Source organism: Desulfovermiculus halophilus DSM 18834 (assembly GCF_000620765.1).
Classification (GTDB): Bacteria; Desulfobacterota; Desulfovibrionia; order Desulfovibrionales; family Desulfothermaceae; genus Desulfovermiculus; species Desulfovermiculus halophilus.
Map to the genome: position 1 here is coordinate 22,048 of NZ_JIAK01000028.1, position 11,710 is coordinate 33,757.

Below are 11,710 nucleotides of genomic sequence, written 5' to 3' on the forward strand. Positions count from 1 at the left end.
CATGCCCAAGCTGCACATCACCAGTCGCTTGAAGCTGCGACACAAGTTCACTCTGGCCATTCTGGTCAATATCGGGATTATCCTGCTCTGTTTCGTGGCCATGATCCACACCTTTCAGGAACAAGAGCTGGTGGACAATGTGGAGCAGCGCAATCTGAGCCTGGTCAGGAATATGGCCTCGGAGGCGGCTGACGGTCTGCTCATGCGCAACCTGCAGCATCTGGACAGTCTGGTCCGTTCGGCCCAGGAATCCATCGACGCCGCCTATGTCCTGGTCCTGGACGCTACGGACCGGATTGTGGCCCATACCGACCGGAACAGGCTTGGAGAGCAAAGAGCGGAGCCCGGGAAGCAGGAGCTGCAGGTCAGAACCGTGGGTACCGGGGCGGCGCCCCTGAAGGAGTACTCCGTCCCGGTGAGCATCCGGGGCGAGCATCTCGGATGGTGCATTCTGGGGGTGAACAAGCACAAGGATGAAGCCAGGGTGGCCTCCGGGCTGCGTGAACTGCGGACCAAGCTGATTGTGGTCTCCGGAGGGCTGTTCATCCTGGCCTTTGGGAGCTCTTTGTTCCTGGCCTCCCTTTTGACCAAACGGATGCGCCTGTTGCGGGACAAGATGCGCCAGGTGCAGCTCGGGGACTTTACCGTCTCGGTTCCGGAGGGGAAGATGCCGGTCTGCTCCGAGTACCTAAACTGCGGGCACACCCAGTGCCCGGCCCACGGGCAGACCAAGTGCTGGACCATTGCCAACCGGTTCCTGGAGCAGTATAAGAGCTGCCTGGATTGTGCGGTGTACACCAAAAGCGCAGGGGACGAGATCGGGGAGCTCAACCTGGCCTTCAATCAGATGGTTCAGGATCTGCGGCACAATATCCGCAAGCTGGAACAGGCCAACCTGGAGAAGAGCCGTATGGAGCGGCTCTCCCTGTTGGGGCAGATGTCGGCCCAGGTGGCCCACGAGATCAAGAATCCCTTAAACTCCATCATCGGGGCGGCCCACTACCTGCGGGCCAACTTTCAGGGCCAGATCCTGCGCGAGTTTTTGCAGATCATTGAGGAAGAGAGCCAGCGCTTAAGCGATATCGTGACCAACTTCCTCAACTTCTCCAAGCCGGCCCAGCCCAGCCTGGTCCGCAACGACCTGAACGAGGTGGTCAAAAACACCCTCAGCCTGGTGGAGCAGGAGGTCGAGGACCGGGGCGTGGCCCTGCACTGCGAGCCGGACAGGAACCTGCGGCCGTTCAAGTTCGATGCGGCCAAGGTCAAGCAGGCCCTGCTGAACATATTGATCAACGCCTCCCAGGCCACCCAGAGCGGGGACCGGATCACGGTCCGGACCAGTCAGGACAACGGATGGATCAGCCTGGAGGTGGCGGATACCGGATGCGGTATGGATGAGGAGGCCCTGGACAACCTGTTCAAACCCTTTTTTACCACCAAGGTCCGCGGTTCCGGGCTGGGGCTGGCCATCGCCGAACAGAATGTCCGTGATTTGGGCGGGTCGATACAGGTGGAAAGCCCCCAGGGCGAGGGCAGCAGGTTTACTGTCTGGTTGCCTGCGCAGTAGGCCGCCAGTCCCTTAAGGGCAGGCCTCTGAAAAAAAGAGGTTATGATGTCACAACCTCCAACCATACGCCTTTTTATCGTTCCCACGCTCTGCGTGGGAACTTTTTAGACCGCTCCTGCGGTCTCGTGTATGGACGCCGGAGCGTCCCGGGGAGTTCCCACGCAGAGCGTGGGAACGATAAGAAGAATGGGCGGCTGCCCGTACTTCTTTCCCGGTTCAGAAAAAAAACTCAGTATGCAATAGAGAAACCATGACCAGCACAGATATAACCATCCTTCTCGTGGACGACGAAAAAAACATCCGCAAGGTCCTGACCTCTGTACTCAAGGGTGCGGGGTATACAGTCCTGGCCGCGGAAAGCGCGGAAGCCGCCTGGCCGGTGCTCAAGACCTCGGAGGTCGACCTGTTGATTTCCGACCTCAAGCTGCCGGGCAAGAGCGGGCTGGAGCTCCTGGAGGGGGTAAAGACCTGCTGGCCCAGGCTCCCGGTGATCATGATCACCGCCTTCGGGAGCATCGAGGGCGCGGTCCAGGCCATGCAGCTCGGGGCCTACAACTACCTGGCCAAGCCGGTGAACAACGACGAGCTGCTGCTGTTGATCGCCAACGCCCTGGAGACCAGCAGCCTGCAGGAGGAGAACACCGCGCTGAAGCGGGAGCTCAAGGACCGCTACAGCCTGGGGTCCATGGTGGGCAAGAGCAAGGCCATGCAGGAGATCTTCACCCTGGTGGAGAAGGTGGCCGACTACGGGTCCAACATCTTGATCACCGGGGAGACCGGGACGGGCAAGGAGCTGGTGGCCAGGGCCATCCACTACTCCGGCTCCAGCGGGGAACGGCCCTTTGTGACCATCGACTGCGCCTCCATTCCGGAGAATCTCCTGGAATCCGAGCTGTTCGGCTATGCCAAGGGGGCCTTTACCGGGGCGACGGAGTCCAAGAAAGGCCAGATCGAGATGGCTCACGGCGGAACCCTGTTCCTGGACGAGGTCGGGGAGCTGCCCCTGGTTTTGCAGAAGAAGCTACTCCGGTTTTTGCAGGAAAAGGAGTTCGTCCGGGTGGGCGGAACCAAGCGGCGCAAGGTGGACGTGCGCATTCTGGCCGCCACAAACAAGGACCTGGAGGCCGAGGTCCAGTCCGGCACCTGGCGGGAGGACCTGTTCTACCGCTTAAACGTGATCACCATCCACATCCCCCCGCTGCGGGAACGCAAGGAGGACATCTCCCTGCTGGTCAACTTTTTTCTGGACAAGTACAATGCCCAGAATCAGCGCTCCATACAGGGCGTGACCAACGACGTGCACAAGGTCTTTGAACTGTATGAGTGGCCGGGGAATGTCCGGGAGCTGGAAAACGTCATCGAGCGCGGGGTGGTTTTGTGCACCGGGGACATGATCACCCTGAACTGTCTGCCCCCCAAGCTGGCCGAGCTGGATGAGGAACAGGATGCAGGGGACGGGTTGAACCTCATGGAGGTGGAGAAGCGGCTCATCGTCCGGGCCCTGGACCAGGAGGGAGGCAACCAGTCCGCAGCCGCCCGGACCCTGGGCATCTCCCGCAAGCAGCTGCGGACCAAGATGACCCATCACGGCTTGTTGTGAGAGGCATCGGCAGACGGTGTATCAACTTGAGTGAATTGACAGCCCAAACATACGGTTTTACGCTTGTAACAGTCAGAATGTACTATTAGACCTGATCATGTGTGTGGCACCATCTCCGAACCCAAAGAGCTTGTTGAATACATGTCCAAGACCGCTGATCAACTCACAGCCGAGGAAATCGGGCATTATCAGGCGGCAGCCAGGAAGCGGGAGGCAGAGAAGAGGCGTGCCCTGGAAGACCGCATTCAGCGGGCCCGACGTCTGGCTCAGGATGCGGCCCGTATGTTGCGGGAAAAGTACGGGGTCAAACGGGTTGTCCTCTTCGGGTCTTTGGTCCACCCGGAGACGTTTACCTTTTGGTCTGACGTAGATATCGCCGCCTGGGGTTTGACAGCTCAAAATTTTTTGCAGGCCATGAATGATGTGGCTGCCCTGGATTCTGATATTGAGATCAATCTTGTGGATGTGGCTGCTGTGAGACCATCTCTGTTGGATACTATACAAAGGCATGGGCAGGACATATGATCAGCCGGTACGTCTTGGTCAGCAGTCGAATCCTGCAAGAACTGGAAGAACTGGAAACAGTTTGGGCCAGGGCCGAACGGGCTCTGGCCGCTGCCAAACAGAATCCAGCAGACCAAGATTTCTACATAGACTCAGCAGCCTTGAGCCTCCATGACTGGTATAGCGGGCTGGAAAGGATCATGTGTTTCATTGCTTCCCGCTTGGAGGAAAGCACGCCTCAAGGAAGGGATTGGCATCGAGAATTGTTGCAGCAGATGCATTTGGAAATCCCTGATGTAAGACCGGCAGTTTTTTCCAAAGCCACTGTGTCCAGTTTGGACGAATATCTGCGTTTTCGTCATGTATTGCGCAATGTCTATAGCTTTAATCTTCAGCCGGAACGGGTTGAAGCCTTGGTCTCAGGGTTGCGGGATACATTTGAATCGGTAAAAACGGATATGCACGCATTCGTGTCTTTTGCACGACAAATGTCTGCATCGGATTCGTAAGGAACATGACAAGTCTTTCTGGCTCTTCGACACAGAAAGTGGAATTGCCTACATAAGAGATGGCAAACTCCAAAAATCCACAGGCTACGTCGAAGACCCGTCTTTCTCACCAGAGCCTGCTTCTGCATCCCCAACTTTGATATCACCCGCCGTCTTCCATCGCCTTGAGCCTGTCCACCGCCTTCTGCATCTCGTTCAGCCCTTCCCTGGCCATGTCCCGGTTGCCGTGCGCCGCCCCTTGCACGGCCTTTTTGCGCAGGATGTGGAACATACGGTAGACGGTTTGCTCCACCGGATGAAACTCAGGGTCGAACCGTCCGATATCCGGGCTGTATCCAGCATCCGCAGCCCTGCCCAGCCCCCTGTTCTGGCCCATGCGGGTCAGGATGTTCATGGCCCGGGCCATAAGGAGGTCGGCCCGGCGCAGGGTGGTGTCCATACCCTCGAACTCTGCATGGACCGTATCAGCTTCGTGGCACTGGATGCAGATGCCCTGCATCCGGCCCCGGCGGAACTCCCGGCGGGCCTTGCTAAGGGGCATGAGCTTGTATTGGGCGAGCAGAGAAGACCTGTCCCCGCTTTGCCCCTTGAGCCCGATCAATCCCAGGCCCCGCAGGATGGTCTTCCTGGCCGCGGCCCACTTGGAGTCCTCGGGCAGAGGCAGACCCAGGCCCAGGGATCCGAGGGTGGTTTTCGAGCTGTGCAGCCGGTCCGGAAAGTGGCAGGTCTGACAGGTGGGAATATTTTCTCTGTCCTGTCCGTTGTCGGCGTCAGTGCCGGAAAACAGACGGCCGTGGGTTGAGCCGGAAAAGGCCTCCATCTGCGGGGTGGCTTGTCCCTGGTGGCAGGGGGCACAGGCCTCGGGCCTGGCCGCTTCCTGCAGGGAATAGGCGTGATCCGCATGGCAGTTGCCGCAGGCCGAGGCCCCGGTGGGGGAGTCTTTGTCCCGGAGGCGGGCGATTTCCTTGTCCGGTTTGAAGCCCACGCTGTGGCAGAGGGCGCAGTCCCGGTCCGAGTCCGGATCCTGGGAGGCGTGGTGAAACCCGGGCCAGGCCCGCATGATATCCCAGGCCTGGGCGTGCTTGCTCCGGCTGAACTGCACGTACTGCTTTTCGTGGCAGGTCCGGCAGACCTTGGCCGGAACCGGACGGGACTTGGAGATGTCCTGCATGGAGCTGTGCTCAGTGCCGTGGCATACGGAGCAGGACACGGCATTGGCCGGATCGCTGTGCGCGCTTTGCTTCCATTCCCGGACCACATCCGGGGTCACTCCCTGATGGCATTGCACGCAGGATTCCCGGGCAGCCTCTTTGTTCTGCACCGGAAGGCCGGCCTTGGTCCATTCGGCAAACCCGCCCTTGAGGGCAAAGGCCTTGGAAAAACCCATCTTTTGTAGTTGCTGCACCGCCCGGGCGCTGGAGCTTTCGCTCGGTCAGGCTCAATAGGTGACCACGGTCGCGTCCGGGTCGTATTTGCTTCCCCATTGTTTGGACTCAAAGGGCGGCTCGTGGACAGCCCCCGGGATCTTTGTTTCGCTTTGCTCCCACTGCCGCCTGGTCCGGACATCGATGACCACCAGGTCCGGGGCCCCGAGCATTGAGCATAGCTTATCCTTGGTTATTCTGGGGGCTTGGTTGTTGGCAGCCGCCTGCACAGGGAAAACCGTCAGGCAGAGAATGGCGGTGAGCACGAAAAACAGGGTCTTTTTGTTCGGCATGGAAGTTCCTTCGCTTTGTTCAGACACATTATTCGTGGATTACCAGGTTCCTTGCTACTCAAGCCGTAACCGTACTCCCACCCCGTCCCCCCTTGAGGGGGGTCGGAGGTGTTGCTTTCGGATTTGCCGTGATCTTTGAGTCTTGCCCCACGGCCCTCCGTTGGAGAACACCCCCCCTGGATTCCCCCCTCAAGGGGGGACGTGAGCCGCCGATCCCGGGTATGGTTCAAAGAGTTCAGCTGGTTTTGAATCAGGGAAAAGCGGTTCCAAATCTATGGATTTCCTGGGCTCCCAGATTCTCAAGCAGCAACTGTACTCTCACCCCGTCCCCCCTTGAGGGGGGGGTCGGGAAGTTGGCCATGGATTTCCTGGGCTCCCAGATTCTCAAGCAGCAACTGTACTCTCACCCCGTCCCCCCTTGAGGGGGGTTGGGGGGTGTTTCTTCTCTGATTTTTTATTCTTTTTGCTGCATTTGTTTGATCCAGTTCTCAATATACTGCACAACCCCCTCAGGGTTGCCTATGACATCGTCATCCCAAAAACGAAGAAAATGCAGACCAAGATTCTCAAGCCTTTCTTGTCGATAGCGATCATATGCAATTTTGTTTTCGTGGGTGATACCATCAATCTCGATAATTAGTGCCAGATCTGGGCAATAGAAATCTACGATATACTCATCAATTGGTCTTTGCCGGAGAAATTTGTAGCCGCACACTTGTCTGTTTTGCAGTTTTTTCCACAGCAGAGCCTCTGCCTTTGTTCCAGACTTCCTCAGTTCACGGGCTCTGGCAATGAGATTTGGATTATAGGGAATGATGTGCCTTTTGGACATATTGTTAACGCTAGTTTATGACAACGGCTTGGCTGCTGGATGACTGCTCAAAACGAAAAAGAGACACCCCCCTTGGATTCCCCCCTCAAGGGGGGACGTGAGCCGCCGATCCCGGGTAGGTTCAAAGAGTTCAGCTGGTTTTGAATCAGGGAAAAGCGGTTCCAACTCCATGGATTTCCCGGGCTCCCAGATTCTCAAGCAGCAACTGTACTCCCACCCCGTCCCCCCTTGAGGGGGTTGGGGGGTGTTTCTTCTGTCGCGGCATCCAGGAATCGTCCCAAACCAAATCAATAATCGAATAGAACCTACGAAAAAAGGCCTCCCCGGTCAATCCGCCCATAGCCCGGGCATGTTGACAAAGCAAAGACAAATAAGAGAAAAGTGGGACTGATTTTGCGGCGGTATATGAGCCAAAATGCGGAACGTGCGGAGGAGAAATGTTGAAGAAATACGCGGGAGCCCTGTGCCTGATGGCATGCCTGGCCGTTCCCGGCATGCTCTGGGCCCAGCAGGCTCAGCAATTTGCCGTGGCCCCTTTTCAGGTCCACGGCCCGGATAAGTATCAGTATTTGCAAAAGGGCATCCAGTCCATGCTCACATCCCGTTTGACCTGGGAGGGCCGCTTGATGCCCAAGCGGGAAGGCGGAATGCAGCCGGTAGGCTCAACCGGCCAGGCCGAAGAGATGATGCAGGAGCTGGGAGTGGATCACCTGGTCTGGGGAGAGACCACCATTGTGGGCCAGGAAGCCAACGTAAGCGTGCATCTGGCTGGAGCACAGGGTGAAAAGGACTTTTCCCGCACCGCGGCCCTGGATAAGCTTATCCCGGCCCTGGAAGACGTGGCCGGAGATATCAGGGACACCATCTTTCCCCAGGAAAAAGAGAGCGCCGGGCAGGAGACGGGCGAGGCAGGGTCCGCGGGCCAAAGCGCTGAGAACGCTACCCCAAAGGTCAACGAGAACTTCGTGTATCAGAAGCAGCCCGCAGAGGGCGAGCAGCTCAATCCCCAGTTCGAGTATACCGGTTACCAGGGCTCGAAGGGCAGGTGGCGCAGTCAGTCCCTTTCCGTGACTGCAACCAACATGATCGTCGGGGATGGGGACGGGGACGGAGACAATGAGGTATTCCTGCTCACCGACAATGGAGTACGGGCCTACACCATCGAGGGGAACAAGCTTTCCCAGCTTGCTGTCTACGAGGCCCCGAGGCGGCTGGAGTGCCTGAACCTGAACAGTGTGGACTTAAACCGGGACGGATATCTGGAGATCGTGGTTTCCGCTATGCAGGGCGAGCGGGTTGAGTCCTTTGTCCTGAATTTCAAGGACGGAAAATTTGAAGTAGTTGAGAAGGATATCAACTTCTTCATGAACGTCGTCCGGCAGCCGCCGGGGTACAGGCCGGTTCTCATCGGGCAGCGCAAAGGGAAATCAAAGCTTTTTGATCCCCCGGTACAGGAAGTGCTGCGCATGGACGGGAAGCTGACCCTGCAGCGCAAGGTGGACCTGCCCAGCCGGACCAATGTGTTCAATTTCACATACCTGCCCTTTAAAGACAGGCATAAGATCGTCATGGTCACTGAGAACGACCGTTTGGCGGTATTTAATCATAAAAACAACATAGAGTATATAACGAGCAAGACCTATGCAGCGTCCGCCCAGGGAATTCCTAAGGACACCTCCTTTCCTGGGTTGGGGCAGGATACAGAAGATCCGACCAGGTTTTATTACATCCCGTCCAGGCTGGTGCCCTGCAATCTGGATCAAAACGATGAGTTCGAGGTCCTGGCCAACCGGAATATCTCCATGGCCGCCCAGTTCTTCTCCCGCTACCGGTACTTTCCCAAGGGTGAGATCCACAGCCTGTTCTGGGACGGGGTGGGCTTGTCTCCGCAGTGGACCACCAGGCCCATCAACGGCACGGTGGTGGACTACGGGATAGCGGATATGAATAATGACGGCGGAACCGAGCTGTATGTCTGCATCGCCACCCATCCGGGACTGACTGGATTCAGTGAACGCAAAACAGTAGTCTATGCCTACGAACTGAACGTTCAGGGAGGAGATGTTGCAACAGAAGGGTTCTATCTTCAGCCCGGGCAGAAAGAGCAGAACTGATGCCGGGTAGAAGGGAGAGGGTTGCAAAAGCCGGAGGCGTTTCGCCTCCGGCTTTTTTTGGGTCTCAAGAGGGGGTGTCGTACACCGCACAGAGGACAGAGGACAGAAGACAGAAAGAAGAAAGCAACACAACACCCCCCAACCTCCTTCAGGACAGAAGTCAGAGATCAGACGTCAGAAGACAGAAAAAACCAGAAAGCAACACCCCCCAACCCCCCTCGAGGGGGGACGGGGTGGGAGATCAGCTGTAGCCTGGATCTGTAAGCCCGGGCGATTCCTGAAGTCGGCGCATCTGGATTCGCAGATTGTGGCAAAGCTGGATTTTTCGAATTGCGCCAGGAATCTGCGAGCCAAGTCCCCCCTTGAGGGGGGAATCCAAGGGGGGTGTTTCTGTTCTTCTTCATCTTCGGTCTAATGGCCTGGGGTCTTGCAGAACCATCCTGTCTCAGACCAATCCAGACCACAAAAAAGCCGGGACCGAACAGTCCCGGCTTTTTTCTCTTATCTTCGACGTCCCAGACAAAAAAGCAATCTAGAACGAGTAGGACAGACCGAAGCTGGAGACCAGGACATCCTCGTCCCGGTAATCATTGCCCCAAACGTCTTCCTCCATGTCCAGGGAGGCGTATCCGAACTCCAGCACAGCCTGGAGGTTTTCATAAATATTGTATGTGTTGTGCAGGGTGATCTCGTAGACGCTGTCTTCGTCCGTGAACTCCTGAAAGCGTCCGTCTTTGAAAACGCCCAGTTCGTCAGAGGTCATAGCATCTGTAAAGACCTCATCGTCGTGAGTGCCCTGGGAGTAGGCAAAGGCCAGAGTGTGCTCCAGCCTGTCCATGAACTGGATGTCCTTGAGGGCGAAGCCCAGAGTCCAGATCGCGTGCGGGATGTACTGGGCCATGGAGTAGTCTCCGTCCCGCATCCCGAACTGGGTATTGAAGCCGATGGCCACTCCAGAGGGCGGATAGACGTATCCATCGCTGTACAGAGTGGGAAAGGTCTCGCTCCCGTCGGAAATATCGTCGTCTTCACCTGAGGAATAGAGGAAGTATACGGACGGAGTGAACATATCCATGGCGTAGTCGACGCCGATGTCGAAGTAGTACCCGTCCCGGTCCATCGCACTGGTGTCACCGTCAACCTGGCCGTAAATGAACTGACCTTTGATGGTCAGTGGATCAAAGAGGTCGATGCCGAAAGGCAGGCCGACCCAATAGGCCTCTGCTTCATCAGAGTGTGTATTCCATGTGCTTGTGTCGAGGTCGTTGCTCAGCTGGGTGGCGAATGTGCCCAGGCCCATGCCCCAGTTTTGGAAATCGTTGATATCCAGGCCGGGCTCGCTGTTTTCTCCGATCCAGGAGTAGATAAAGTAGGGTTCGACATTCCAGCCGTCCATGCTGATGGGCAGGGACAGCAGGGATGCATCGAGCTGGTCTCCGCTGAGGTCGTCATCATCAACGTCGTGGATCCGGCTTTGATCGCTGGCTCGGATATATCCGGCGGTCAGGCTGACCCGGTCGGTGACCGGCACGTTCATGAACGCCCCGGGCATATCTCCGGCCAGAACCGGAGTGCCGAACGGACCTCCGGGAGCCACCCATCCGGACAGACCCACGTTGAAGGTCACATCAGTGTTCGGCCAGGCAAAGTCAAGCTGGGCCCGCTTGACCTCTATCACACCTGCCTCGTCGTTGCCGAAACCGCTTTCTCCTTCCCAGCCCCAGCCGCTGGAGATCTCGTAGGCGACCGTGGCCGAGAGATTCTCATTTGCCGCGTATTCAAAGTACTGCCGCAACTCCTGGTTGATCATCTGCTCATCGCCTTCGCCTTCCTCAAATCCGTAGTTGTCCACAAAGCTCATCACCGCCTTGAAGGACCCGTATGTGGATATATCTGGCATGTCTTGAGCCCAAGCTGTTCCGGAAATGAGGACCAAGAAAAGCCAGATGCAGATTCCTCCAGTCAACTGTTTGATGCTCATCCCTTCCTCCTTGCTCTGTTAACAGTTTGAATGTGGATACGAAACGGTCATATTAATGAGCGCAAAAAGTTGTTTACTTTTTGCGCGCTGCACTCAGCTGCGCGGGAAATAAATTCCCGCTTGCTTTATACGCGAGTCCCGCCATAGGCGGGACTACTAATGGGTGGGAAATGTAAAGAACATTTCCCACCCATTAGAGCATGTGCATTTAAAAAAGGTGAGCAATGCATCCTTATGTAAGGAGGCGCGTCAGGTCATGCACAAGGAGATGGCATTGCTCACCTAAGGCCGATGACTCTTGTGTATGAGCAATAGAAGTGCCAAGATTGAGAAAAATGAAAAAAGTCTGATTTGTCAGTATGTTGGTACTTAGAAAGAAAGGTAAAGGTGGGAATATATGCGAGAGATCAGGCGCATATGGGCAGGTAGCGGTGTTAAGCGTTAAAACAGATGATCAAACAGGGGCCTGTTTCTGTGGATCTCGGATTTATGCAGGACGGCGGATTTGGAAAGCAGACTGTGGAAGTAGCTGTTTTTTTCCGAACCAAGCCCGGATCCTACGGGTCCTGCCCCCCTCGAGGGGGAATCCAAGGGGGTGTTTTTTTGCGGAGGGCAGAAGTCCAAGGCTCAAGGAGCAAGGGGCAGTTAGAAAGCAACACCCCCCAACCCCCCTCAAGGGGGGACGAGGTGGGAGATCAGCTGTAGCCTGGATTTGGGAACCCGGGCGACTGCTGAAGTCGGAGTATCTGGATTCGCAGATTGTGGTAAAGCTGGATTTTCCGAATTGTGCCCGGAATTTGCGAACCAAGTCCCCCCTTGAGGGGGGAATCCAAGGGGGGTGTTTCTTCTGCGGAGGGCCGAAGTCCAAGTCTAAAGGAGTAAGGCT

General features: G+C 56.6%; 9 protein-coding genes. 5 read left to right on the forward strand and 4 right to left on the reverse strand.

Going from position 1 to position 11,710, the window contains the following annotated elements; genetic code table 11:
* The first annotated feature begins 1 nt into the window (after nucleotide 1).
* The 4 genes from N902_RS18830 (at nucleotide 2) to N902_RS0112210 (ending at nucleotide 4,180) form a co-directional block, all read left to right on the forward strand.
* Nucleotides 2-1,567, forward strand: coding sequence for an ATP-binding protein (locus N902_RS18830; protein ID WP_051564554.1), 1,566 nt, complete (start codon nucleotides 2-4; stop codon nucleotides 1,565-1,567).
* Between the two features lie 250 nt (nucleotides 1,568-1,817).
* On the forward strand, nucleotides 1,818-3,167 hold the full coding sequence (locus tag N902_RS0112200; protein ID WP_027371155.1) for a sigma-54-dependent transcriptional regulator: 1,350 nt from the start codon (nucleotides 1,818-1,820) through the stop codon (nucleotides 3,165-3,167).
* 141 nt (nucleotides 3,168-3,308) lie between these two features.
* The gene (locus tag N902_RS17695; protein WP_051564555.1) at nucleotides 3,309-3,692 is read left to right on the forward strand and encodes a nucleotidyltransferase family protein; all 384 of its coding nucleotides are present in this window, start codon (nucleotides 3,309-3,311) and stop codon (nucleotides 3,690-3,692) included.
* Complete coding sequence (locus N902_RS0112210) at nucleotides 3,689-4,180, forward strand: ribonuclease toxin HepT-like protein (RefSeq protein WP_027371156.1); 492 nt, start codon at nucleotides 3,689-3,691, stop codon at nucleotides 4,178-4,180. The genes N902_RS17695 and N902_RS0112210 overlap by 4 nt, the downstream gene beginning before the upstream one ends.
* 142 nt (nucleotides 4,181-4,322) lie before the next feature.
* Here N902_RS0112210 and N902_RS0112215 read toward each other — a convergent pair whose 3' ends face one another.
* From N902_RS0112215 to N902_RS0112230, 3 genes are all read right to left on the reverse strand, one after another.
* A complete protein-coding gene (locus N902_RS0112215; protein ID WP_027371157.1) occupies nucleotides 4,323-5,567 on the reverse strand; it encodes a multiheme c-type cytochrome in 1,245 nt (414 codons plus the stop codon).
* A gap of 51 nt (nucleotides 5,568-5,618) precedes the next feature.
* Nucleotides 5,619-5,897: a rhodanese-like domain-containing protein gene (locus N902_RS0112220; RefSeq protein ID WP_027371158.1), complete on the reverse strand. Its 279-nt coding sequence runs from the start codon at nucleotides 5,895-5,897 to the stop codon at nucleotides 5,619-5,621.
* A 454-nt stretch (nucleotides 5,898-6,351) separates the two neighbouring features.
* Nucleotides 6,352-6,729, reverse strand: coding sequence for an endonuclease domain-containing protein (locus N902_RS0112230; RefSeq protein WP_027371160.1), 378 nt, complete (start codon nucleotides 6,727-6,729; stop codon nucleotides 6,352-6,354).
* A 437-nt stretch (nucleotides 6,730-7,166) separates the two neighbouring features.
* Between N902_RS0112230 and N902_RS17700 the strand changes: the two genes are divergently transcribed.
* Nucleotides 7,167-8,843 (forward strand): FG-GAP repeat domain-containing protein, encoded by a 1,677-nt coding sequence (locus N902_RS17700; protein WP_051564556.1) that lies wholly within the window; start codon nucleotides 7,167-7,169, stop codon nucleotides 8,841-8,843.
* A gap of 532 nt (nucleotides 8,844-9,375) precedes the next feature.
* On the opposite strand, the gene N902_RS0112245 is transcribed toward N902_RS17700, so the two are convergent.
* Nucleotides 9,376-10,824 carry an outer membrane homotrimeric porin gene (locus tag N902_RS0112245; protein ID WP_027371162.1) on the reverse strand — a complete coding sequence of 483 codons (1,449 nt, stop codon included), beginning with the start codon at nucleotides 10,822-10,824 and terminating at the stop codon, nucleotides 9,376-9,378.
* Nucleotides 10,825-11,710: the final 886 nt, after the last annotated feature.